Origin of the sequence: Streptomyces blastmyceticus (assembly GCF_039521185.1) — a bacterium.
Lineage (GTDB): Bacteria > Actinomycetota > Actinomycetes > Streptomycetales > Streptomycetaceae > Streptomyces > Streptomyces blastmyceticus.
Map to the genome: position 1 here is coordinate 317155 of NZ_BAAABW010000026.1, position 24185 is coordinate 341339.

Genomic DNA, 24185 nt, shown 5'->3' on the forward strand with positions numbered 1-24185 from the left:
CTGATACGCCCCTGGGCCAGGCAGTATGGAGGCGTGACCCTTATCGATCAGATGCCGAGCCATGCCGACCCCGATGCCCTCTTCGAAGCTTTTTCGACCTGGGCCGAGGAGCGGGGTATCACGCTGTACCCCGCCCAGGAGGAGGCACTGATCGAGGTGGTCTCCGGCGCGAACGTGATCCTCTCGACGCCGACCGGCTCGGGGAAGAGCCTCGTCGCCGCCGGAGCGCACTTCGCCGCGCTCGCCAACGACCAGGTGACCTTCTACACCGCGCCCATCAAGGCGCTGGTCTCGGAGAAGTTCTTCGATCTGTGCAAGATCTTCGGCACGGAGAACGTCGGCATGCTCACGGGTGACGCGTCGGTCAACGCGGACGCGCCCATCATCTGCTGCACGGCCGAGGTCCTCGCCTCCATCGCACTGCGGGACGGCAAGCACGCAGACATCGGCCAGGTCGTCATGGACGAGTTCCACTTCTACGCCGAACCGGACCGGGGCTGGGCCTGGCAGATCCCCCTGCTCGAACTGCCGCAGGCCCAGTTCATCCTGATGTCCGCGACGCTGGGTGACGTCTCCCGGTTCGAGGAGGACCTGACCCGGCGCACGGGGCGGCCCACCACCGTGGTCCGGTCGGCGACCCGTCCCGTTCCGCTGTCCTACGAATACCGCGCGACGCCGCTGACCGAGACCCTGACCGAGCTGCTGCAGACACATCAGGCGCCGGTGTACATCGTCCACTTCACCCAGGCGGCCGCCGTCGAGAGGGCGCAGGCGCTGATGAGCATCAACATGTGCTCGCGCGAGGAGAAGGACGAGATCGCCAAGCTGATCGGCAACTTCCGCTTCACCACCAAGTTCGGCCGGAACCTCTCGCGCTACGTCCGCCACGGCATCGGCGTCCACCACGCCGGCATGCTGCCCAAGTACCGCAGGCTCGTGGAGCGGCTGGCACAGGCGGGTCTGCTGAAGGTCATCTGCGGTACGGACACGCTGGGCGTCGGGGTCAACGTGCCCATCCGCACCGTGCTGTTCACCGCGCTCACGAAGTACGACGGCCAGCGGGTGCGGACGCTGCGCGCCCGGGAGTTCCACCAGATCGCCGGGCGGGCCGGCCGGGCCGGGTTCGACACGGCGGGCTTCGTCGTCGCCCAGGCGCCCGAGCACGTCGTGGAGAACGAGAAGGCTCTGGCGAAGGCGGGCGACGACCCCAAGAAGCGCCGCAAGGTGGTCCGCAAGAAGGCTCCCGAGGGCTTCGTCAACTGGGGCGAGAACACCTTCGAGAAGCTCATCGCCTCCGAGCCGGAACAGCTCACCTCCCGCTTCCGGGTCACCCACGCGATGCTGCTGGCGGTCATCGCACGACCGGGCAATGCCTTCGAGGCGATGCGCAGCCTGCTGGAGGACAACCACGAGCCGCGCAGGAACCAGCTCCGGCACATCCGCCGCGCCATCGCCATCTACCGCTCGCTGCTGGACGGCGGCGTGGTGGAGCAGCTCGACAAGCCCGACGCCGAGGGCAGGATCGTGCGACTGACGGTCGACCTCCAGTCCGACTTCGCGCTCAACCAGCCGCTGTCGACCTTCGCGCTCGCCTCCTTCGAGCTCCTCGACCCGGAGTCCCCGTCCTACGCCCTGGACATGGTCTCGGTGGTCGAGTCGACGCTGGACGACCCGCGACAGATCCTGGCCGCCCAGCAGAACAAGGCACGGGGCGAGGCCGTGGCGGCGATGAAGGCGGACGGCGTCGAGTACGAGGACCGCATGGAGCGCCTCATGGACGTCACCTACCCCAAGCCCCTGGAGGAGGTGCTCTCCCACGCCTACGACGTCTACCGCAAGAGCCACCCCTGGGTCGGCGACCACCCGCTGTCCCCGAAGTCGGTCATCCGCGACATGTACGAGCGGGCCATGACCTTCACGGAGTTCACCTCCCACTACGACCTCGCGCGGACCGAGGGCATCGTGCTGCGCTACCTCGCGGGGGCGTACAAGGCGCTGGACCACACCGTTCCCGACGACCTGAAGTCCGACGACTTCGAGGACCTGATCGCCTGGCTCGGTGAGATGGTCCGGCAGGTCGACTCCAGCCTGCTGGACGAGTGGGAGCAGCTGGCCAACCCCGAGAACGAGACGGCGGAGGAGGCACAGGAGCGCGCCGACCAGGTCAAGCCCGTCACCTCCAATGCCCGCGCCTTCCGGGTGCTGGTGCGCAACGCGCTGTTCCGCCGGGTCGAGCTCGCCGCGCTCGACAAGGTCGGCGAGCTCGGCGAGATGGACGCCGAAGCCGGGTGGGACGAGGACCGCTGGGCCGATGCCATGGACGCGTACTGGGACGAGTACGAGGAGCTGGGCACCGGCCCCGACGCCCGGGGGCCGAAGCTGCTGCGCATCGAGGAGAAGCCCGAGGACGGTCTGTGGCGGGTCCGGCAGACCTTCGCCGACCCGAACGGCGACCACGACTGGGGCATCTCCGCCGAGGTGGATCTCGCGGCTTCCGACGAGGAAGGCCGCGCGGTGGTGCGCGTCATGGACGTGGGTCAGCTGTAGCCTCCGAGGCGCCGCCCGCGAGCGCCGCGCCAGCAGAGGAGTAGCGATGACCAGTCCCACCGACCGTCTGGTGGGTCTGCTCGACCTGGAGCAGATCGACCTGAACATCTTCCGGGGCCGCAGCCCGGACGAATCCCTCCAGCGGGTGTTCGGCGGACAGGTCGCCGGGCAGGCGCTGGTCGCGGCCGGGCGGACCACCGACGGTGGCCGCCCGGTCCACTCGCTGCACGCGTACTTCCTGCGCCCGGGTCGGCCGGGCGTGCCGATCGTGTACCAGGTGGAGCGGGTCCGCGACGGGCGGTCCTTCACCACACGCCGCGTGGTGGCCGTCCAGCAGGGCCGTACGATCTTCAATCTCACCGCTTCCTTCCATCAGCCCGAGCCGGGTTTCGAACATCAGGTGACGATGCCCGAGGTGCCGGATCCGGAGGCTCTGCCACGGCTCGCCGACGAGATCCGTGAACACCTCGGCGGCGAGCTGCCGAACGCCCTGCGGCACATGGAGCGCCGACTCGCCTTCGACATCCGCTATGTGGACCGACTGCGCTGGACGGCGCGGGATCTGGCCGACGCGGAACCGCGCAGCGCGGTGTGGATGCGCGCCCTGGGGCCGCTCGGCGACGATCCGCTCGTGCACACCTGCGCCCTCACCTATGCCAGCGACATGACGCTCCTCGACGCGGTGCGCATCCCGGTGGAGCCGCTGTGGGGACCGCGCGGTTTCGACCTGGCGTCGTTGGATCACGCCATGTGGTTCCACCGGCCCATCCGCGCCGACGAGTGGTTTCTCTATCAGCAGGAATCGCCCATCGCCACCGGGGCCAGGGGTCTGGCACGCGGCCAGATCTTCGACCGCGAGGGCAGACTTCTGGTGTCCGTGATGCAGGAAGGTCTGTTCCGCAAGGTGCCTTGAGCGGTGTCAGTCGCGGGCGGGCTCCATGCTTCCCCGTCGCAGCCTTCTCCACAGCGCGCGGAGCCCCGACGGTTTCGCCTGTCGCCCCGCCGGTGTTACGTCGGCCCCGTTCGCGAGTGGCCCTGCGGTGGTGACCGTGGGCTCCGTTGTCGCCCGGGTGGGGGCAGTCGGTGTCTCGTCGATCCGCGGCCCCTCCGGTCTCGGCGCTTCCCGGATCGCGCGGGCTTCGGCGAGCGCGATGGTGAGCCTGCGCCGGTGCCGCTCGATCTCGTCCGGTTCCTCGGCCAGGGTCACTCTGTCGATGACCTCGCGACCGGCCGCGGCGTTCGGGCGCCCGTGGGCGAGCTCCGGGCGCATCGTGCTCACGTAGGCGCGTTCATAGGGGTCGGGGACAGCATCGGCCAACTGCTCGGGGCCGAGCACCGATGCCATGACCGCGGCCCGTTCCCATGGGCCCTCGGCCAGGGCCAGCAGTTGGTCGATCCGTCGGGCGCGCCAGGTTCGGGCCCGCCTGTCCTGCCGCTCCGCCAGGGCCGTGCGCAATGCCGGAGGGGTGCGGCCGGTGAGCAGCTCAGGGTTCGCGTCGGCGAACTCCACGAGATCGGCCGCGAGATAGTGCCAGACCACCGCGCGATATCTGTTGACGTAGAACCTCACGGGCGCGAAGCAGCCTGCTCTCGCGAGGCGCCCGAACCGGGCCGGGCTGATGCCCATCAGCTCGGCGCCCTCGGCGGTGCCGACCACCCACACCCGGGTGCGGAGCGTGTCGGGGAACCCGGACCCGGCCGTATGCCTCTCGATCTCGTCACGTGGGACCCGTCGTCGCCCGCCGGGCCCGGACGCGACGGTCCGTACGTGGCCCAGCTGCACGGCCAGTTCGAACTCACGCGGCTTGAGCTCCAGCTCCCTGGCCGCCCGCCCGAACGGGACCCCGGCCGTCGCCGTGCCCGGCTCCTGGCATTGCTGCACCGTCATGACACCCTCCCCGCCACGGATCAATCACTGACAGTGACGACTGTAGCGGCGGAGTGCGACACCGCGTTCACCCTGTGGATAACTTCGGTCAGGGCTTGCGGTCGGCCTCTCCGCGAGGAGCGTCCTGCTGCCGCGTCTCCACGCTCAGGTGCTCGCCGACGCGGTTGACCAAGAGGGTCATCTCATAGGCGACATGGCCGATATCGGCCTCGGGTCCGCCGAGGACACAGAGGCAACTCCCGTCGCCCGCGGCCGTCACGAAGAGGACGCCTTCGTCGAATTCGACCATCGTCTGTCGCACCCGGCCCGCCCGGAATTGCCGGGCCGTCCCCTTGGCCAGGCTGTGCAGTCCGGAGGCGACCGCGGCCAAGTGCTCGGCTTCCTCCCTTTCGAGAGTCGCGCTCGCGCCCGTCACCAGCCCGTCGTTGGACAGCACCAATGCGTGGCGTATGTGTTCGACGCGCTCGGTCAGGTCGTCCAGCATCCAGTCGAGCCCCTTGCTGAGTGCCATGCCCCGCCTCCCCGTTCCGCCGTTCCCCGTAACTGCCGTGCCAGCCTCGCTCACCTGCGGGCTGTCAGCAACCCGCCCGGCCTGTCGGCACACGTCTGTGCGCCAGTTGGCACAAGATGGGGACATGGCACAGAAAATGAACAAGGACGAGTGGCACGCCTTTCTTTCCATGGGTACCCGCACCGGAAAACTTTCGACGGTTCGCGCTGACGGAAGCCCGCACATCGCGCCCATCTGGTTTGTGCTCGATGGGGACGACCTGGTCTTCAACACCGGCGAAAACACGGTCAAGGGCCGCAACCTCGCTCGCGACGGCCGGATCGCGCTCTGCGTGGACGACGACCGGCCCCCGTTCTCGTTCGTCACCGTGCAAGGGCGCGCCGAGTTGAGCGATGACCTCGATGAGGTACGCACCTGGGCGACCAGAATCGCCGCGCGCTATATGGGCGACGAACGCGCGGAGGAGTACGGGGCGCGCAATGGCGTGCCTGGTGAGTTGGTGGTCCGCGTCCGGATCGACAAGGTCGTGGCCCTGGCCTCGGTGGCCGACTAGAGATCGCCCGACGGTCTCGGCCCGACCGGTCCGCAACGGCGCCCCCACCCCGAAGGGGCGCCGGACCGGGGCGGAGTTACGACGTCGGGGCGGGCTGCCCCGCGATCGCCGCGACGAAGGCCGCGGGGTTGTCGAACATGATGTTGTGCCCGGCGCCGGCCACGGTCACCACGTCCACTCCGGAGGCGGCCAGTTCGGCACACCCCTGCAGGGCACCGCTCAACTCCCCCATCAGATAGGTGCGCGGAATGGTCAGGTCCATCAGCTGGCGGCGCATTGTGGGGTCGGTGCCGCGGATCAGCCCGGCCGCGGAACGGTGCAGGGCCGTCGGGTCCGCCAACCGCATCGTCGCCCGCCAGATGTGGCCGACCCGTTCCAGCGTCTCCGTGAAGCCCCCGCCCCGCACGAAGTCCCTCTCCGTATAGGACGCGATGCCACTGCTCCCGGCCGTCCGGGGCGGGTTCGGGTCGAGGTTCGCCTCGGCCAGGACGAGGCGCGAGGCCAGGTCCGGGCGCCGGGTCGCAAGCACGATGGCGACCGCCCCGCCCATGCTGTGGCCGATAACCTCGGCGCCCGCGGCGCCGGCCGCATCCAGGACCGCGGCGAGCGCATCGGCGTGCTCTTCAAGGCCATAGCCGAACGCGGCGGGACGGTCGCTGATGCCGTGCCCCGGCAGGTCGACGAAGAGGGAACGGCGGCCCGCGAGCGTCGCGTCTGCGGCGATGTGAGCGTGGTACACGGACGAAGCCGACCCCAGGCCGTGGACATAGACGCGTGCGGGCCCACGCCCTTCCGCCTCCGTCCAGCGTATCTGGGCACCTTCTGTTCCGAATTCTGCCTGCCGCATGCCTTCTCCCCCGCTGAACCCACCAGTAACTCCGAGGAGTCTAGTGAGTCCCGCGCCGGAAGTCGGCGGCTGTGGGAGGCAGGTGGCTCACTCCGTGGTGTCCGGGGTGGGGCGGCCGTGAGGGACTGGGCATGTGGGGGTCTTCGCACCGGCCCGGGATTGGGGGAATGTGCCGAGCGCGGCGATGTCGTAGCCGTTCGGGTAGCCCTTGATCTCGGGGTTCTGACGGACGTAGTGGGGAGTCCGGCGGGGAGGGAGCAGGCGTACGGCCTTCGCCCGGGCGCGCAGGGCGCCGTGTGCCAGCGCGCGGGCGGCGGGGTGCGGCCGCTCGTAGCGGAACGCGCGCAGGAGGGGGTCGTCCAGCAGGGCCAGGCTCGCGCCACGCACCAGCGGGGCGAGGCTGCGCGGATACCAGGACGCCATCAGATCGAGGGTGGCGTCCGCGACTCTCCGCCCGCCTTCGTCCCAGCCGAAATGGGCGTCCTCGTAGTCGTCGAGGTAGTGCTGGAAGTCGGCGTACGACCGGGGGATGTCCTGGATGCCCATGTGCCGGCCGAGGGTGCGGTAGTACGCGGCCAGCGCATGCCGCTCGTGCTCGGAGAGGCGACGCCAGCCGTATGTGTCGATCCACCTTCCGGGGATGACGACGAAGGTGCTCAGGACGTAGCGCATGTCGTCATTGCTGATGTCGTAGCCGCGGTGCATCTGATTGATACGGCGGATTGCCGACCGGCCGCTCTCGTGGTCGAAGCCGTGCTCGACGACCGCGTCCAGCAGCAGCGCCGTGTCGTCATAGCGCTTCTGCGTGCGGTCGGGGAACTCTCCGGTCGCGCCGAGGAGGCGGCCGATGCTGGGCACTGCGTAGGTCCTGTAGAGCGCGAGCTCGAGTGCGCGTGTCATGTCCCAGGGGAACTCCATGGTCGCGGTGATCCGGTAGATCCGCAGGAAGTCCTTCTCCGGATCGAGCCGCCGGATCTCCTTGAGCCAGTCAAAACGCTTCACTCGGCAGTCGCCCCTTCGTTCGTCGGAGGTTCAACTCTACGGGCGCCGGGCACACTTGAACGACCACAGGGCAATCGGCTCACGGGGGCAGGTGACCGACGTGTTCGACAGGCTCCGCAAGCGTATCGAAGAGGCCTGGCAGCCGCCGGCGCCACAGCCGTCGCCCCCGACCACCGGACGCCGGAGCAATCTCTTCGAAGCGGCGGCCACCTATGTGGCGGCCTGCGCCGAGGACGACTACGAGAGCAGCGCGGAGGCCGCACGCTGGGTCTCGCCGGAGGCGCTCTGCTTCGGTGTGAACGAGCTCGCCTGCCGCGCGGTCATCGCGCTGGCCCGCGAGCACGACCAGACACCGCGGGACGTCGCCCGCACGCTGCTGGGCCTTCCTGTCGCCTGACCCGTCGCAGCACGCCGTCCCGCACTCCGTACACGTCCCGGCGGAAGCGTCCACCCGGCAAGGCAGTTCGGCGCATAGACAGTCTCCGGCGCCGGCCTCACCGTCCGTCGGCCTCCGCGCCCGTCGCGGCAACCGTTCCCGACACGGATCGTTCCCCCTTGCGGCCACTCGCGTGCCGCACGCCGTTCACGGGCGGCATCGATGATCCGACCCTGAGCGGCAGCACTGACAATCACCGGTCGCGCTCCGCTCGGCCACTGTTCCCGTTCCCGTCACCAGGAAGGCGTGTACATGTCATTCAACTCGCCTTACGCTGCCACCGAACCCGCAGGCAGCACCCCCTGATCCCGCAACTTCCCTTCGCCTGCGCGCTGTCACCCACCCCGTACGGAGGACCCGTGCCCGCCGCAGCCAGCCCATCCCTCGCACCCCGCCTCCCCCGTCGCCGTCTCGCCGCCCTCACCACGGCCTGCGGGCTCGCCGCCGCGTCCCTCGGGCTGTGGGCCTCGGACTCCTCCGCCGCGGCGGCCGTGCCCACGCCGGACCACGTCGTGGTCGTCGTCTTCGAGAACCACGCCTACGACCAGGTCATCGGCAGTTCGAGTGCTCCGTACATCAACTCCCTGGCCTCCGGCGGCGCCAACCTGACCGCGTCGTACGCCGAGACCCACCCCAGCCAGCCGAACTACTACGCGCTGTTCTCGGGGGACACCCAGGGCATCACCGACGACAGCTGTGTCACTCCGGGCTTCAGCGACCAGCCGAACCTCGCCTCCGAGCTCCTGTCCACCGGCAAGACCTGGGCCAGCTACAACGAGTCCCTGCCGGCGGAGGGTTCGACGACGTGCAAGAGCGGCAAGTACGCCCAGAAGCACAACCCCTGGTTCGGCTTCGACAACGTGCCCACGAGCACGGCGCACACCATGTCGGCCTTCCCCGGCGACTTCGGGAAGCTGCCGACGGTCTCCTTCGTCGTCCCGAATCTGTGCAGTGACATGCACGACTGTTCCGTCGGCACGGGTGACACCTGGCTGAAGAACAACCTCAAGAGCTATGCCGACTGGGCCAAGACCCACAACAGCCTGCTGCTGATCACCTTCGACGAGGACAACCGGCTGAGCGGCAACCGCATCCCGACGGTCCTCTACGGGCAGTCCGTCCAGGCCGGTTCGAGCTCCGACGCCACCTACAACCACTACGACGTCCTGCGCACGTTGGAGGACATGTACGGCACCTCGCACGCCGGGAACGCAGCGGACGCCAAGGACATCACCGGCATCTGGAACAGCTGACCGTGTATCTCGCGGACAGCCGCACCACCCCGGACCCCTCCGACACCGCCGGCCGGCACCCCCTCCCCGGCCGGCGGGCCGCGCTCGTCCCCGGAGCCGTGCTCGCCCTGGGCTCCGTCAGTCTGATCACCGACGTCTCCTCGGAGATGGTCACCGCCGTCCTGCCGCTCTACCTCGTCGCCGGACTCGGCCTGTCCCCGCTCGGCTTCGGCCTCCTGGACGGCGTCTACAACGGCGTCAGCGCGCTCGTACGGCTCGTCGGCGGCAGGGTCTCCGACCGCGGCGGCGGGAGCCACAAGACCGTCGCCGCGGTCGGCTACGGGCTGTCCGCGCTCTGCAAGCCCCTCCTGCTGATGGCGCACAGCGTGCCGCTGATCGGCGCGGTGCTCGCGGCCGACCGTACGGGCAAGGGGCTGCGCACCGCGCCGCGCGACGCCATGATCTCGCTGGCCTGTGAACCCGGCGCCCGAGGACGGGCGTTCGGCGTGCACCGTGCGATGGACACGGCCGGTGCCCTGCTCGGCCCGCTCGTCGCCTTCGTCATCCTGCGGGCCGCGTCCGACGGCTACGACGCCGTCTTCACCGTCAGCGGCTGCATCGCGGTGCTGGGCGTCCTCGTGCTCCTGCTGTTCGTCCCGGGGCGCGAGGGCGCTCGCCCGGTCACGGAGCCGGCCGCCGGCCGCGCACCCCTGCGGGCCGTTCTGCGCCGTCCGGCGGTGCGCCGCCTCACCGGCTGCGCGGCTCTGCTGGGCCTGACGACGGTCAGCGACTCGTTCCTCTATCTCACCTTGCAACGGCGCCTGGATCTCTCCGAGACCTGGTTCCCTCTGCTGCCGCTGGGGACGGCGGCGGCGTTCCTCCTGTTGGCCGTGCCTTTCGGGACGCTCGCCGACCGGATGGGCCGCCGCCGGCTGTTCCTCTGCGGCCATCTGGCACTGCTCGCGGCGTACAGCCTGCTCGTCTCCCCGCTCGGCGACTCCCCGACGCTCGCCCTCATCGTGCTCGCGCTGCACGGCAGTTTCTACGCGGCGACCGACGGAGTGCTGGCCGCCGTGACCTCCGATGCCGTGCCCGAGTCGATCCGCGGCACCGGGCTGGCGGTGGTCCAGACAGGTCAGGCAGCCGCCCGCTTCGTGTGCTCGATCGCCTTCGGGGTGGCCTGGACCGCCTGGGGCGACCGCGTGGCGCTGGGTTCGGCGGCGACCGGCCTCACCGTCTCCGTCGCCGTCAGCGCCCTGTTGCTGCGCCCTTCACCCGACGCCCCACCGGAGCCTGTCCGTTGAACCGCAAGAACCGCATCCTGGCCCTGCTCGCCGCCGTCCTGATCCTGGGCGGCGTCGCCGTCGGCGCGACCTTGCACGCCGCGGGGCGCTCGGCCGAGAAGGACCGCGCGCAACCGGGCGGCCCCCGCGTACACCCCGGCGAGGTCGTTCTGGACGCCCCGGGGCTCAGCGTCTTCCGCAACATGGCCTGGGGCCCTCACCGCGATGAGATCGCCACGGTTCCCGCCGACGACCCGGCCGGCCCGCGCACCTCCTCCGGAGTCCGCTGCCTGCGCTTCCACGCAGCCGCGGACACCGGCATCTGCCTCCAGGCGGTGCACGGCAGGCTCCGCGACAGCTACCGTGCCGTGGTGCTCGACGCGCACCTGCGCGAGCTGCGCCGTTACGACCTGGCGGGCATACCCACCCGGGCCCGGGTCTCGCCCAGCGGCCGGAGCGTCGCCTGGACGGTCTTCGTCAGCGGCGACTCCTACGCGGGCACGTCCTTCTCGACCCGCACCTCGGTGCTCGACACCCGCACCTGGAGTCTGGACCGCGACCTCGAGGAGTACCGGTTCTTCCTGGACGGCCACCTCCACCAGGCGTCGGATCTCAATGTCTGGGGGGTCACCTTCGCCGACGACTCCCGGTTCTACGCGACCGTCGCCACCGGCGGGCGGACCTATCTCGTACGCGGCGACCGCACCGACCGGACGCTGCGTACCCTGCACACCAACGTCGAGTGCCCGTCCCTCTCGCCCGACGGGACGCGTATCGCCTATAAGAAGCGCGTCGAGGGCGCGTCCTCCGACGCGCCCTGGCGGTTGTACGTACTGGATCTGCGCACCCTGCGCGAGAGCGCCACGGCCGAGCACCGGAACATCGACGACCAGGCGATCTGGCGGGACGACCACACCCTTGTCTACTCGCTGCCCGGCGACTACGGCTCCGATCTGTGGACCGTCCCGGCGGACGGCTCCGGGAGCCCAAGGCTCTCCATGACGGCCGCTCTCGCCCCGGCCTTCACCGGCTAGCGGCAGCGCTCTAGCGTCCCAGTTGCTTGCGGGACGCCCGGCGCAGCCGCTTGCGCTGTGCGGGATCCAGCAGCAGATAGGCGACGGCCGGCACGCCTACCAGCACCAGCAGCCCCACCCAGGGCTGCAGCCACAGCAGGATCACCCCTGCCACCACACCTGCGACGGCGATCTTGGCCCTGTTGCTCATGTCCGTGCCTCCTTCGCGACAGCTGCCGCTTGTCCTGCAGAACGCCCGGCGGTTCCGTACGGTTCCTCACTCGGCCCGGAGCGGGGCGCCGACCTCGTGCATGTGGCCCAGCGCCTGCCGATAGGAGTCGATGAGTCCAGTCTCGGTGTACGGGAGCCCGGTCGCACGGCAGTGGGCGCGCACCAGGGGCCGGGCGAGGCGGAGGCGGGCGCGGGGCATGTTCGGGAAGAGGTGGTGCTCGATCTGATAGTTCAGTCCGCCCATGAACCAGTCGGTCAGCACCCCGCCCCGCACGTTCCGCGAGGTGACGACCTGGCGGCGCAGATGGCCCCAGCGTTCGCCGTCCGGGTCCGGCATGTCCATCCCCTTGTGGTTCGGTGCGAAGACCATGCCGAGATGGAGCCCGAACAGCGCGTGGTGGACCAGCGCGAAGGCGAGCGCCTTGCCGGGGGACAGCACGGACAGCAGGAGCGTCACATAGCCCACCACGTGGAGGGCGAGGAGGGCCGCTTCGACCCACCGCTCGCGTGCTTCCTGCCTTTTGAGGTCGCGCACGCTCGAAACCTTCAGGGCGATGCCTTCGAGCAGCAGCATGGGGAAGAAGAGCCGGGCCTGGTGGCGGGTGATCCAGCGGGCGAATCCCTGCCGCTTCGCCGCTTGCCGCTGGGTCCACACGAGCGCGCCGACGCCGACGTCGGGATCCTTGTCGATGTGGTTGGGGTTGGCGTGGTGCCGGTTGTGCTTGTCGTTCCACCAGGCGTAGCTCATGCCCAGCAGCAGGTTCGCGTGGAGGAGACCGAGCACGCGGTTGGCGCGCCGGGTGGCGGCTATCTGCGCGTGCCCGCTGTCGTGGCCGACGAAGGCGATTCGGGCGGAGAACACGGCGGCGGGCACGGCCAGCAGCACGGCCCACCAGGAGTTCCCGGCGAGCACGGTCCCGGAGGCCGTGGCGGCGAGCGCGAGCAGGTCGACGGCGATGGTGAACGCGTACCTGCCCCGGCGCCGGTCGAGGAGCCCCTCTTCCCGGATCAAGCGCAGAAGCGGCGCGAAGTCGCTGCCCGCGGTGCGTTCCGCGAGCGGGGTGGTGGCCTGGCGCATGAGGTCTCCGGAGAGTTCGGACCGGCGGGCTGACCCCACAGAACGTACGGATCCGGGGGGTTCGGCGACCATGACGGCACCACCCGGATCCACAGGGGGCAATCCCCCTGCGGCCATGGGGGGCTGGGCACACCCCGGACCTGAATATGTCGCGCGTCACATCAGGAATTAGCGCTTCCGATGTCGATTCCCTGTACCCTCGGCCGCCCGGAGCTCAGCTAGTCAAATTTGAGGAATGCCCAGCGTCGTGACACCACCCCCTGCCGCAACACCCTCCGAGATCTCCTTGCTCGCGCAGTGCTCGGCGGTCTTCCTCCCCGGCGACCCGGCGCGCACCGGCCGCGTGGCGTTCTGGCGGGCGGACGAGGACCTGCCCGCAGGGCCGGGCGGCATCGAGGACCTGACCATCGTCGTCGCCGACGGCACCGATATCACCACCACGACGGTGCGGGCCGTGGTGATGCCCGTACGTGAAGCCCTGCCCGTTCTCACCCGCGCCCGCGCTGCACGCGCCGACGAAGCGGCCACTTTCTGGGGCAGCGCCGCGGTGCTCGCCCTGCAATTGGCCGCTCGCGGCCGCCTGCTGCCCGGACTGACCGCGACCGATCACGACGCCTGGCGCGTCGGACCGCTGGCCCCCGAGGACATGGGCCGGATCCGGGAGCTGGCGGCCGCCATGCCGCCCGCCGCGCACGCCGTACCGCTCCCCGACGACGGCAGTGGCCCTCTGCTGCTGCCCGACCCGGAACGGCTCGTACGCGCCTTCCTGGACGCTGTCGCCGACGGCCTGCCGCGCACCCCTGCCGCGTCGCTCGCCGCGGGTGGCCCGGCCTTCGCGGCCGGCGGACCCCGGCGGCTGCCCGAGCAGCGCGTGTGGGCCGACAGCGTGGCCGCCGGGCACGACGCCGGCGTCCGGCTGTCCCTCCGCGTCGAGGTGCTGGGGCTCTCCGACGCGGCGGACGACGGTGCCACCGCTCCGCGCTTCCGTGCCGTGCTCCAGTTGCACAGCCTCGCCGACCCCGCGCTCGTCGCGGACGCCGCCGATGTCTGGTCCGGCGCCTCTCCCCTCATGGCCGCGCTCGGCCGGGGAGCGCGCATGAACGCACTGCTCGCCCTGCGCCGCGCCGCCCACGCGTGGCCCGCTCTCGCTCCACTGCTCGCGGCTCAGGTGCCCGATGCCATCGACCTCGCCGACGAGGAGGTCGGCGAACTGCTCGGCGCCGCCTCCGAAGCACTGGACGCCACCGGTGTCCAGGTGCACTGGCCGAAGGAGATGGCCCGCAAGCTCACGACCTACGCCGTTGTCGGCTCACCGGACGACGACAACCCCGGCCGGGGCGACGACCGTTCCGGCCTGCCGTCCCTGCTGTCGGCCGACGCGCTGCTCACCTACAGCTGGCGTTTCGCCGTGGGTGACCAGGAATTGACGCAGGCCGAACTGGACCGGCTCGCCGAAGCCAGCCGCCCGGCCGTGCGGCTGCGCGACCAATGGGTGCTCATCGACCCGGAATCCGTACGCCGCGCCCGGGACCGCCAGGACCGCAAGCTCTCTCCCGTGGAAGCGCTCGGAGCGGCCCTCACGGGGCATGCGCAGGCGGAGGGCCCCGGGGACGACGAGGAGACCGTCGACGTACGGGCGACCGGCCGGCTGGCGGCGCTGCGCGACCGTATCGCCGATCCGGAGCACACCGAGGAACCCCTCACAGAGCCTGCGGCGCTCGCCGCCACCCTGCACGACTACCAACTGCGGGGACTCGACTGGCTGCACCGCATGACCTCGCTCGGTCTCGGCGGCTGCCTCGCCGACGACATGGGTCTCGGCAAGACCATCACCCTCATCGCCCTGCATCTGCACCGCCGGACGCTGCGGGACACTGCAGGACCGACGCTGGTCGTCTGCCCGACCTCCCTCATGGGCAACTGGCAGTGCGAGATCGAGAAGTTCGCCCCCGGCACGCCCGTACGCCGGTTCCACGGCACCACGCGGAGTCTGGACGGCCTGGCGGACGGCGAGTTCGTCCTCACCACGTACGGAACGATGCGGCTGGACGCCCGGCGACTGGCCGGGACCGACTGGGGCCTGGTCGTCGCCGACGAGGCCCAGCACGTCAAGAACCCCTACTCCGACACCGCGAAGCAGCTGCGCTCCATCGGTGGCAAGGCCCGTGTCGCGCTGACCGGCACTCCGGTGGAGAACAACCTGTCCGAGCTGTGGGCGATCCTCGACTGGACGACACCGGGCCTCCTGGGTTCCCTGGGCGCCTTCCGCCGGCGTTACGCACAGGCGGTCGAGGGCGGCGCGGATCCGGGCGCGGCCGAACGCCTCGCCGCCCTCGTCCGCCCGTTCCTGCTGCGCAGGCGCAAGTCCGATCCGGGAATCGCCCCCGAGTTGCCGCCGAAGACGGAGACCGACCGCACGGTCGCGCTCACCAAGGAACAGACGGCTCTCTACGAGGCCGTGGTGCGGGAGGCCCTGGCCGAGGTGGAGGCCGCGGACGGCTTCGAGCGGCGCGGCCTGATCGTCAAGCTGCTCACCGGGCTGAAGCAGATCTGCAACCACCCGGCGCAGTTCCTGAAGGAGGACGGCCTCCAGGAGGGCGCCGCGAGGTTCCAGGGCCGGTCGGGCAAGGTCGAGCTGCTCGATGAACTGCTGGAGACGATCCTCGCCGAGGGCGCGAGCGTCCTGGTGTTCACACAGTACGTCCGGATGGCGCGGCTGCTGGAGCGGCACCTGGCGTCCCGGGGTGTCGCGGCGCAGCTGCTGCACGGCGGTACGCCGGTGCCACGGCGCGAGGAGATGGTCCGGCGCTTCCAGGACGGTGAAGTGCCGGTCTTCCTGCTGTCGTTGAAGGCTGCCGGTACGGGCCTCAATCTGACTCGGGCGGGCCATGTGGTGCACTTCGACCGCTGGTGGAACCCGGCCGTCGAGGCGCAGGCGACCGACCGCGCCTACCGCATCGGCCAGACCCAGCCCGTGCAGGTGCACCGGCTGATCGCCGAGGGGACGATCGAGGACCGGATCGCGGAGATGCTCACGCGCAAGCAGGCCCTCGCGGACTCCGTCCTCGGCTCCACGGAGACCGCCCTGACCGAACTGACGGATGCCGAACTCGCTGAACTCGTCGCACTGAGGGGGACCGGACGATGACCGGACACGACGCCACCGGTGGCACCGAGCGCATCTTCGCCGCCCTGCCGCCCGAGCGCGGACAGGCCGCCGCCCGGAGCTGGTGGGGCCGGGCCTGGCTCAAGGCGCTGGAGGACACCGCGCTGGACAGCCAACAGGTCAAGGCCGGACGCAGGCACGCGCGCGCGGGCGCGGTGGGCGCGGTGTCGGTCCGGCCGGGCCGGATCACGGCACTGGTCCGCGACCACGACGGCACGCCGTACCGCTCCGATGTGATGGTCCAGCAGCTCTCGGCGGCCGACTGGGACCGGCTGCTGGACCTGGTGGCCGACCGCGCCGGACACATCGCGGCACTGCTCGACCACGACATACCGTCGCACCTCGCGGAGGACGCGCTGGCCGCCGGTGTGGAGCTGCTGCCCGGCATCGGCGATCTGGAGCCCGAGTGCGGCTGCGGCGCCTGGGACCACTGCCCGCATACGGCGGCACTGTGCCATCAGATGGCGCGACTGCTCGACGAGGATCCGTTCGTCCTTCTGCTGATGCGCGGGCGCGGTGAACGGGAGCTGCTGGACGAGCTCCAGACCCGCAACGCCGCGCACAGCAAGGCTCATGTGCCGGAGCCGAGCGCCGGTACTTCTTCGGGCATACCTGCGCGCGAGGTGTTCGCGGCAGGCTTCCTCATACCTCCGCTGCCCGATCCGCCTCCCCCGGTGGAAGCCGCCGCCCGGCCGCTCGTGCTGTCGGGTGACACGGCCCCGGCGCCGGGGCTGGATGTCGAGGCACTGGAGTTCCTCGCGGCGGACGCGGCCGCGCGGGCACGGCGGCTGCTGGCCGAGGCGCTCGCTCCCGGCCATGAACGGTCGCCCATGGGGGATGAACTGAGCCTGTGGCAGGACACGGTGCGCCTCGCGGCCTCCGTGCCGCCGACTGGGGTCGCCGCACGGCTGACCGCGGGCTGCGGCGGTGACCGCGCCCGGCTCGCCCGAGCCGTACGGGCGTGGGGGTACGGCGGTCCCGCGGCGTTGTCGGTCCTGGAGGACGAATGGACGCCCGGGGCCGAGGCTCTCGCACGCGCCGGTGCACAACTTGCCGCCGCGTGGGAGGGCGACACGGCACCGGTCCTGCGGGCCTCGCGCAATCGCTGGACGGCGGATGGCTCGGACGCGCAGCTGCGTTACGGGCGCGACGGCCGCTGGTGGCCGTACCGCAAGGAGGGCGGCCGGTGGCAGCCCGCCGGGCCCTGCGAGCACGACCCCGCGGCTGCCCTCGCGGCGCTCCTGACGGAAGGTTCACAGGAGAGCTGAAAGGAGGTCACGGCGCGGGAAGCTCCCTCCACCTCGGCGATAAATCGAAGGCAAGCACGGGCGGCAATTCACATTTTCTTAGGCAGTAAGCAAAATTTTGCCTTTCAGTAGAGGAATGTGGTGATCTACAGGTTCATCACCTTCTGATCACGGAAAGGCCCTTCAGGATGGTTTTCGCCCTGCTGCGCCGTCGTAAGCGTTCCCTCCGTCAGGAGGTCGCTCCGATTCCGTACGGCGCGGGGGCTCTCGACTGTGTCGTCCTGGATCCGGTCCAGTTGCCGATGCACAGAGCGGAAGTATCCGTACGGGACCTCAACGGGCAGGAAGTGGTTCACGGGCAGACCGATCCGCACGGCAGGTTCGCGACGACCGTGGCACCCGGCGCGTACAGCGTCGCGGTGACGGCCGAAGGCTTCCAGCCCGTGCGGCGTGCCTTCACGTCCACGGAGGGCGTACGGACCTCTCTCGAACCGGTGGGCATGGAACCGGCGCCCGTCCCGTCCATGCCGGCACCCGGCGCGTGGCGCATCGACCCGGACCACACGGCCGTGCGCTTCATCTCCCGGCACATCGGGCTCGCCGAGGTGCACGGCCGGTTCAACCGGTTCGAGGGCACTCTGTGGATCGCCGAGAACATGGAGCACTCCCGCATCGATGTGGTGATCGAGACGGCGAGCATCGACACGGGGGTCAAGCAGCGCGACGAGCACCTGTGCTCCCGGGAGTTCCTGAACGTCGCCACGTTCCCGTACATGCAGTTCACCAGCGAGCGCTTCGTGCACCGCGGCGGGTCCCGGTGGACCGTCCAGGGGGTGCTCAATCTGCACGGCGTCAGCCGCAACGTCTCCCTCGGCACCCGTTACCTGGGCATCGGCACCGGCATCATGGGCGAGACCCGCACCGCCTGCTCGGCCTCGACCGAGTTGCACCGCGAGGACTTCACCCTGGACTGGCGCTCGATGCTCCAGCGCGGCATCGCCATGATCGGTGCGACCATCAGGATCGAGCTGGATATCCAGGCCGTACCGGCCCAGTGACCGCGACGGCCCGCTCGGCGGCCGGGTCCCGCAGGCCGTCGACGGGCACCGGCAGCAGCCCCGTGGGGAATCCGCTGGGCAGGCTCGTGGGCAGACCGGACGGCAGGCCCGTCGGGAGGCCACTGGGCCAGCCGGACGGCAGACTCGTCGGCAGCCGGCTGGGAAAGTGCGTCGGGAGCTCCGAAGGCAGCCCGCTGGGGACGGTGAACGAGGGCGAGGAGTCGCTGGGCGAGGTTCCCTTGCCGGGCTCGTCCCCCTTCTTGCCCTTGTCCGCGATGATGAGCACCGCCCCGAGCGCGACTGCCGCGACGGCCATCAGCACGGTCACGGCGATCGCCGTCCGCCGCCCGGAGCCGCCGCCCGACGGCGGCTCGGGGTTCCACGGCGGCTGCCCCGGGCCGAAGCCGCCCGGGGGTGGAGCGGAGGGCGGCGGCGGGCTCGCGGGCGGGCCGTACGGCGGTCCGGGTGGAGTGGCCATACGCTCCAGCGTTCCCGGTCACGGACCGTCGACACCGCGCGGTGACGGTACCGGCACACGCTCCGCTCAGGACCGCGACATTCCACCGTGAGAAAACCCGCTGCCGGTCCCGCGTGGCGATCTCGCCAAAAAGACCCATAATCGTACGATTTGCCGGTGCTTGCCGAACCGTACCCGGAGCGCTCAGCGGTGCGCGCGCAGGAACGCCTCGAGGCCCGCGAGGTCATCCGTGTTGAGGTAGTCCACGCCCGCGGCGAGGAGTTCGCGCCAGAGGGCGTCACGCGCCGGGCCGGGCTGGTCGGGTGTGGCCCAGAACCGCACCTGCCGGTGTTCGGCGTGCGCGGTGGAGACGATCCGCCGCAGCTCCGCGCGTTCCCGCTCGGGCATCGGACCCGCGCCCTGCCATGTGAAGTTGAGGGACCAGTTGTCGCTGACGAGCGGGGCGAAGGACGCGGGGGCGCCGCCGCCGAGGTCCGTGAGACGGCCGTCGTAGAAGGCGCGCCGCACACGCTCCCCCTCCATGGGCCCGCGGGCTCCCCGGTCGCCGGATATGACGGCGGTGATCGCGCCGCGCCGGACCCGGCCGTTGTCGCAGACGCTCAGCATCGAGCGGTAGCGGTGCAGGTGGCGGGAGAGCTCCCGGTAGGTGGAATCGCCCGCCGTCTTGATGTCGATGAGCAGTTGCAGCGAGAAGTCGTACCCCGGATAGACCCGGCCGTGCCCGGATCTGACCCGGCGCAGCAACGGGTCGAGGTAGAGCGACTCCAGCGTGCGCGTGGGGTCGAGCCCGGAGGCGTCGTGCGCGACCAGGAGCTTGTCGCCGACGAGCCAGATGTCGGCTTCGACGCTGCCGAACCCGTGGGAGAGCGCGTCGGTGAGCGGATGAGGGTGCTCGTAGTCGTTGTGCGCATGGGCGCGGCGCAGCGGAGGCTTGCCCGGCGCGGCGACGCCCGGACCCGCCTCCGCCCGCTCCGCGAAGGCGGGTCCCGCGACGGAGCCCGCGAGGGCGGCTCCCAGAGTGATGACGGCTGCGCGGCGCGTACGAGGGGTCATGGCGACTCTCCCGGATCGGGGTGCGTCCGCGGGCGGTGTCGGCGGCCCGCACGAGCTGTCTCCTGCGAGTATCCGGGCACACAGGGCCAAAGGGCAGGGATGTGGCAAGAGTTGCCCGTGTCGACTTCGGCGCGTTCCCTGTCGTTCTTTCGGGGCATGGTGAACTCTCTTGCATCGTGCCAGAGTTGACGGGACCTCTGGGGAGACTGTGATCGGATGCGGAAACCGCGTGCGCGCGGTGCTGACGGTTCTGGTGGCATGGACGTCGCTGGTAGGAGGAGGTACCGCTTGGGCCGACCCGGCGGACGCGAGCGCACGGCAGGCGCTGCAGTTGGGCGTGCTCGCCCCTGTGGCGCCCGGGGTGGAGTACCGGGACTTCGCCCTGACGGCTTCGCACGGGCCGGCGCACGGACATCTGCTGACCGTCGACCTGCGTGAACCGGGCGTCTCCCTCGACCTGCTGTATCCGGGGTCGGTCGCCGCGCGGGCCACGGTGTCCCGCATGGTCGACCGCAGCGGTGCGGTCGGCGGGATCAACGGCGACTTCTTCAACATCACCGAGTCCCAGCACCCGGGGGTCGAGGCCACCGGCGCCCCGGTGGGACCGTCCATCGCAAGGGGCGTCCGGCTGGGCGCGGCGGTGCCCAACGGCCAGCGCTTCGGGCCGTCGATGCCGCCGGGCGTGACGACCCGGGACGTCATCGGCGTCGGGACGGACGGCGCGGCCAGGCTGGATCGCCTCACCCTGACGGGAACGGTGAGGGCCAAAGGCAGAAAGCTGGCGTTGCGCGGCCTGAACCAGTACGCCCTGCCGGCGGGCGGCATCGGGGCGTTCACCCACGAGTGGGGGACGGCCTCGCGACGTCGGGCGACGTGCGGGACGGACACCAACCGGGCCGCTCCGTGCAGCGCCGACACCTATGAACTGACCGTGCGGCGCGAGCGGGTGACGGAGGTGGCCAAGACCCCTGGGCGCGGTGCGATCCCGTCCGGTTCGACGGTCCTGGTGGGGCGTGACGCGGGCGCGAAGGAACTGCGCAAGCTGCGGGTCGGTGACACGGTGAAGGTCGAGGAGCGGCTGAATCCTGCGGAGCGCGGAGCGCTCCGCTTCGCCATCGGTGGCTTCCCGGTGCTGCGTGACGGCAGACCGCTGGCGGGGCTGAACCGTTCGACGTCGGCGGTGCGGACCTCCGCGGGCATGGGCGAGGACGGGCAGCGCTTCTTCCTCCTGGCCCTGGACGGCGGCAGCGAGTACCGATCGGGCATGACCGTCGCCGAACTGGCCGATCTCATGCGGGACCTCGGAGCGGACGACGCGGTGAACCTGGACGGCGGGGGGTCGAGCACCCTGGTCACCCGCGACCCGGACGCGAAGCGCACGACGGTGCGCAATCACCCTTCGGGCGGGGGTGAGCGGGCCGTCGCCAACGGCATCGGAATTTTTATCCGAACTTAACATCGTCGATCAATCCACCCATGTGAGTGACTGCGTCGCCCGATTCCCACTGCTAACTTCGAAGGTGCACGAGCGAAAAAGCAGCGGAAAAGCAATCGTCGGGTCCGCAATGGGCATTTCGCAATGGATGGGTGGGCATTCGCATTATGACGACATCAGTGGAGACCGATACCGCAGGCAATAACGGTAGCGGCCCCCTGAGCCTGGGCACCGCGGCCGCGCGCAATCTGGCGACCACGACGAAGACCGTGCCGCAGATGCAGGGCATCACCTCGCGGTGGCTGCTGCGCCTGCTGCCGTGGGTCCATGTCCCCGGCGGTTCCTACCGGGTCAACCGCCGACTGACACACACGCTGGGCGACGGCCGGGTGGAGTTCGTCTCCACCGGCGCGGAGGTCCGGGTCATCCCCGCCGAGCTGGGCGAGCTGCCGCTGTTGCGGGGCTTCACGGACCCGGCGACCCTCGAAGCCCTGGCGGGCCGCTTCACCCAGCGTGAGTTCCAGCCCGGCGAGGTGCTGGTGGAGGCTGGGCAGCCGGCCGACCAGGTGGTCCTGATCGCCCACGGCAAGATCGACAAGGTGCGCGAGGGAGAGTACGGCGACCCGGCCATGCTGGGAGTGCTGGCCGACGGCGGATATTTCGGCGACCAGGCGGTCGCCGCTGACGAGGAACAGACCTGGGACTTCACCGCCAGGGCCGTCACCGCCTGCACGGTACTGACCCTGCCCCGCCAGGCGTTCCAGGAGCTGCTCGGCACCTCCGACGAACTGCGCACCCACGTCGCAGCCTTCCACGCCGCCGCCGACCTCCCGCACAACGAGCACGGTGAATCGGCCATCGACGTCGCCTCGGGACACACCGGCGAGCCGTCGCTGCCGGGCGTCTTCGCCGACTACGAGCTCACACCACGCGAGTACGAGCTGAGTGTCGCCCAGACGGTCCTGCGGGTGCACACCCGCGTCGCGGACCTCTACAACGAGCCGATGAACCAGGTCGAGCAGCAGCTGCGCCTGACCATCGAAGCCCTGCGCGAGCGCCAGGAACACGAACTGGTGAACAACCGCGCCTTCGGGCTGCTCCACAACGCCGACCTCAAGCAGCGCATCCACACCCGCACCGGCCCGCCCACCCCCGACGACCTCGACGAGCTCCTGGCCACCGTGTGGAAGGACCCCGCGTTCCTCCTGGCGCACCCGCGCACGATCGCTGCGATCGCCCGCGAGTTCAACAGCAGGGGCATCTATCCAGACAGCGTGGATGTGAACGGGCACTCGCTGCCCGCCTGGCGCGGCGTCCCGATTTTCCCGTGCAACAAGATCCCGGTCACCGACTCGGGCACCAGCTCCATTCTGGTGATGCGCACCGGAGAGCAATCCCAGGGAGTCGTCGGTCTCCACCGGACGGGAATTCCCGACGAGTATCGCCCGAGCCTCTCGGTGCGGTTCATGGGAATCAGCGAGCAGGCCATCATCTCCTATCTCGTGAGCGCCTACTACTCCGCCGCCGTCCTCGTTCCCGACGCCCTGGGAATTCTCGAGAACGTCGAAATCGGGCACTGAATCCGGACCGGGGCCGGATTCGGATGCCCCGGCACCGCAGCACACGCTTCGCGCCGGACAGCGCAACCACGCCAGATATCGCAACAGATGGGTGATGACCAACCATGACCACGTCAGTGGAGCCCGTACCTGGTGAGCAGCCGGGCCAGTCACAGCTGAGCCTCGGCACTCCCGCGGCACGGCAGCTCGCCACCACGACGAAGTCCGTACCGCAGATGCAGGGGATCTCCTCCCGCTGGCTTCTGCGCGTGCTGCCATGGGTCCAGGTGTCCGCGGGCACCTACCGAGTGAACAGGCGGCTGAGCTACACCGTCGGAGACGGCAGGGTCGAGTTCATCTCGACCGGCGCGGAAGTCCGGGTCATCCCACCGGAGCTGGGCGAACTTCCCCTGCTCCGGGGCTTCGAGGACAGCGCCGTGCTGGAGGCGCTGGCGGACGGGTTCGTCCAGCGGCAGTACGCGGCGGGCGACACCCTCGTTCAGGCGGGCAGCCCGGCCGATCAGGTCTTCCTGATCGCGCACGGCAAGCTCAACAAGACGGGCCCCGGCAAATACGGGGACGAGACGGTGCTCGGGGTGCTGGCCGACGGAGACTACTTCGGCGAGCGCGTTCCGCTGGAGCCGGACGGCACCTGGCCGTTCACCGTCACGGCCGTCACGCGCTGCACGGTCCTGGCACTCCCCCTCCAGGCCTTCCAGGAGCTGGCCGACCGCTCGGAGTCACTGCGCGACCACGTCGCGGGCTTCGCCTCCCGCCCCCAGCCGGCGCAGAACAAGCGCGGTGAGGCCGATATCTCCGTCGCCTCGGGCCACATCGGGGAGCCGCTCATCCCGGGCACCTTCGTCGACTATGAACTCTCGCCTCGTGAGTACGAACTGAGCGTGGCCCAGACGGTCCTGCGAGTGCACACCCGCGTCGCGGACCTCTACAACGACCCGATGAACCAGGTCGAGCAGCAGCTGCGCCTGACCATCGAAGCCCTGCGCGAGCGCCAGGAACACGAGATCGTCAACAACAGCGAGTTCGGGCTGCTCCACAACGCCGACCTCGGCCAGCGTCTGCACACCCGCAGTGGACCGCCCACCCCCGACGACCTCGACGAGCTGCTGTCGCGGCGCCGGAAGACGCAGTATCTGCTGGCGCACCCGCGCACCATCGCGGCCTTCGGCAGGGAGTGCAGCAGCCGTGGCCTCTACCCGAAGAACATCGAGGTCCTGGGATCGGCGGTGCGCTCCTGGCGTGGCGTGCCGCTGCTGCCGTGCAACAAGATCCCGGTGAGCGAATCGGGGACCAGCTCGATCCTCGCGATGCGCACCGGCGAGGACAACGAAGGCGTGGTGGGCCTCCACCAGACCGGCATCCCGGACGAGTATCAGCCCAGCCTCAATGTGCGGTTCATGGGCATCAGCGAACAGGCGGTCTCGTCCTATCTGGTGAGCGCCTATTTCTCGGCGGCCATCCTGGTGCCGGACGCGCTCGGTGTGCTGGAGGACGTCGAGATCGGGCGCGTGTAGCAACGCCCGGCCGCAAGAACGGAATCACGGAGA

The 24185-nt window shown here is 70.3% G+C and carries 21 protein-coding genes; 13 read left to right on the plus strand and 8 right to left on the minus strand.

The window, feature by feature from the left end; translation table 11 throughout:
* The first annotated feature begins 33 nt into the window (after positions 1-33).
* Both ABD269_RS23850 and ABD269_RS23855 read left to right on the plus strand, forming a co-directional pair.
* Entirely contained in the window at positions 34-2547 is a 2514-nt protein-coding gene (locus tag ABD269_RS23850; RefSeq protein WP_344120859.1) for a DEAD/DEAH box helicase, read from the plus strand.
* Positions 2548-2593: 46 nt separating this feature from the next.
* On the plus strand, positions 2594-3460 hold the full coding sequence (locus ABD269_RS23855) for an acyl-CoA thioesterase (protein ID WP_344120861.1): 867 nt from the start codon (positions 2594-2596) through the stop codon (positions 3458-3460).
* A gap of 6 nt (positions 3461-3466) precedes the next feature.
* Here ABD269_RS23855 and ABD269_RS23860 read toward each other — a convergent pair whose 3' ends face one another.
* On the minus strand, positions 3467-4435 hold the full coding sequence (locus ABD269_RS23860; protein ID WP_344120863.1) for a DUF6397 family protein: 969 nt from the start codon (positions 4433-4435) through the stop codon (positions 3467-3469).
* Between the two features lie 88 nt (positions 4436-4523).
* Positions 4524-4946 carry a roadblock/LC7 domain-containing protein gene (locus tag ABD269_RS23865; protein WP_344120865.1) on the minus strand — a complete coding sequence of 141 codons (423 nt, stop codon included), beginning with the start codon at positions 4944-4946 and terminating at the stop codon, positions 4524-4526.
* 124 nt (positions 4947-5070) lie between these two features.
* Here ABD269_RS23865 and ABD269_RS23870 point away from each other — a divergent pair, with 124 nt between their 5' ends.
* Entirely contained in the window at positions 5071-5499 is a 429-nt protein-coding gene (locus tag ABD269_RS23870; RefSeq protein WP_344120867.1) for a PPOX class F420-dependent oxidoreductase, read from the plus strand.
* Between the two features lie 76 nt (positions 5500-5575).
* Here ABD269_RS23870 and ABD269_RS23875 read toward each other — a convergent pair whose 3' ends face one another.
* Together ABD269_RS23875 and ABD269_RS23880 are read right to left on the minus strand one after the other, a co-directional pair.
* The gene (locus ABD269_RS23875) at positions 5576-6346 is read right to left on the minus strand and encodes an alpha/beta fold hydrolase (RefSeq protein ID WP_344120869.1); all 771 of its coding nucleotides are present in this window, start codon (positions 6344-6346) and stop codon (positions 5576-5578) included.
* 87 nt (positions 6347-6433) lie between these two features.
* Complete coding sequence (locus ABD269_RS23880) at positions 6434-7348, minus strand: oxygenase MpaB family protein (RefSeq protein ID WP_344120871.1); 915 nt, start codon at positions 7346-7348, stop codon at positions 6434-6436.
* 124 nt (positions 7349-7472) lie between these two features.
* Here ABD269_RS23880 and ABD269_RS23885 point away from each other — a divergent pair, with 124 nt between their 5' ends.
* The 4 genes from ABD269_RS23885 (at position 7473) to ABD269_RS23900 (ending at position 11333) form a co-directional block, all read left to right on the plus strand.
* On the plus strand, positions 7473-7745 hold the full coding sequence (locus ABD269_RS23885) for a hypothetical protein (protein ID WP_344122031.1): 273 nt from the start codon (positions 7473-7475) through the stop codon (positions 7743-7745).
* 398 nt (positions 7746-8143) lie between these two features.
* Positions 8144-9037 carry an alkaline phosphatase family protein gene (locus ABD269_RS23890; protein WP_425572964.1) on the plus strand — a complete coding sequence of 298 codons (894 nt, stop codon included), beginning with the start codon at positions 8144-8146 and terminating at the stop codon, positions 9035-9037.
* Between the two features lie 2 nt (positions 9038-9039).
* Positions 9040-10320 (plus strand): MFS transporter, encoded by a 1281-nt coding sequence (locus ABD269_RS23895; RefSeq protein ID WP_344120873.1) that lies wholly within the window; start codon positions 9040-9042, stop codon positions 10318-10320.
* Positions 10317-11333 (plus strand): TolB-like translocation protein, encoded by a 1017-nt coding sequence (locus ABD269_RS23900; protein ID WP_344120875.1) that lies wholly within the window; start codon positions 10317-10319, stop codon positions 11331-11333. The genes ABD269_RS23895 and ABD269_RS23900 overlap by 4 nt, the downstream gene beginning before the upstream one ends.
* A gap of 10 nt (positions 11334-11343) precedes the next feature.
* Here the strand turns inward: ABD269_RS23900 and ABD269_RS23905 are convergent, their stop codons facing one another.
* Entirely contained in the window at positions 11344-11523 is a 180-nt protein-coding gene (locus ABD269_RS23905) for a hypothetical protein (RefSeq protein WP_301891014.1), read from the minus strand.
* Between the two features lie 66 nt (positions 11524-11589).
* On the minus strand, positions 11590-12621 hold the full coding sequence (locus ABD269_RS23910; protein ID WP_344120878.1) for a fatty acid desaturase family protein: 1032 nt from the start codon (positions 12619-12621) through the stop codon (positions 11590-11592).
* Between the two features lie 235 nt (positions 12622-12856).
* Between ABD269_RS23910 and ABD269_RS23915 the strand changes: the two genes are divergently transcribed.
* From ABD269_RS23915 to ABD269_RS23925, 3 genes are all read left to right on the plus strand, one after another.
* Positions 12857-15769, plus strand: coding sequence for an SNF2-related protein (locus tag ABD269_RS23915; RefSeq protein WP_425572965.1), 2913 nt, complete (start codon positions 12857-12859; stop codon positions 15767-15769).
* On the plus strand, positions 15766-17055 hold the full coding sequence (locus ABD269_RS23920) for an SWIM zinc finger family protein (protein WP_344120882.1): 1290 nt from the start codon (positions 15766-15768) through the stop codon (positions 17053-17055). The genes ABD269_RS23915 and ABD269_RS23920 overlap by 4 nt, the downstream gene beginning before the upstream one ends.
* 167 nt (positions 17056-17222) lie before the next feature.
* On the plus strand, positions 17223-18092 hold the full coding sequence (locus tag ABD269_RS23925) for a YceI family protein (protein WP_344120884.1): 870 nt from the start codon (positions 17223-17225) through the stop codon (positions 18090-18092).
* On the opposite strand, the gene ABD269_RS23930 is transcribed toward ABD269_RS23925, so the two are convergent.
* Both ABD269_RS23930 and ABD269_RS23935 read right to left on the minus strand, forming a co-directional pair.
* Entirely contained in the window at positions 18052-18570 is a 519-nt protein-coding gene (locus tag ABD269_RS23930) for a hypothetical protein (protein WP_344120886.1), read from the minus strand. The genes ABD269_RS23925 and ABD269_RS23930 overlap by 41 nt on opposite strands.
* A 183-nt stretch (positions 18571-18753) precedes the next feature.
* Entirely contained in the window at positions 18754-19623 is an 870-nt protein-coding gene (locus tag ABD269_RS23935; protein WP_344120888.1) for a phosphatidylinositol-specific phospholipase C/glycerophosphodiester phosphodiesterase family protein, read from the minus strand.
* A gap of 229 nt (positions 19624-19852) precedes the next feature.
* Here ABD269_RS23935 and ABD269_RS23940 point away from each other — a divergent pair, with 229 nt between their 5' ends.
* From ABD269_RS23940 to ABD269_RS23950, 3 genes are all read left to right on the plus strand, one after another.
* Positions 19853-21079 carry a phosphodiester glycosidase family protein gene (locus tag ABD269_RS23940; RefSeq protein ID WP_344120889.1) on the plus strand — a complete coding sequence of 409 codons (1227 nt, stop codon included), beginning with the start codon at positions 19853-19855 and terminating at the stop codon, positions 21077-21079.
* 146 nt (positions 21080-21225) lie between these two features.
* Entirely contained in the window at positions 21226-22638 is a 1413-nt protein-coding gene (locus tag ABD269_RS23945) for a family 2B encapsulin nanocompartment shell protein (RefSeq protein WP_344120891.1), read from the plus strand.
* Between the two features lie 104 nt (positions 22639-22742).
* Positions 22743-24152 carry a family 2B encapsulin nanocompartment shell protein gene (locus ABD269_RS23950; protein ID WP_344120893.1) on the plus strand — a complete coding sequence of 470 codons (1410 nt, stop codon included), beginning with the start codon at positions 22743-22745 and terminating at the stop codon, positions 24150-24152.
* The last annotated feature ends 33 nt before the right edge of the window (positions 24153-24185 follow it).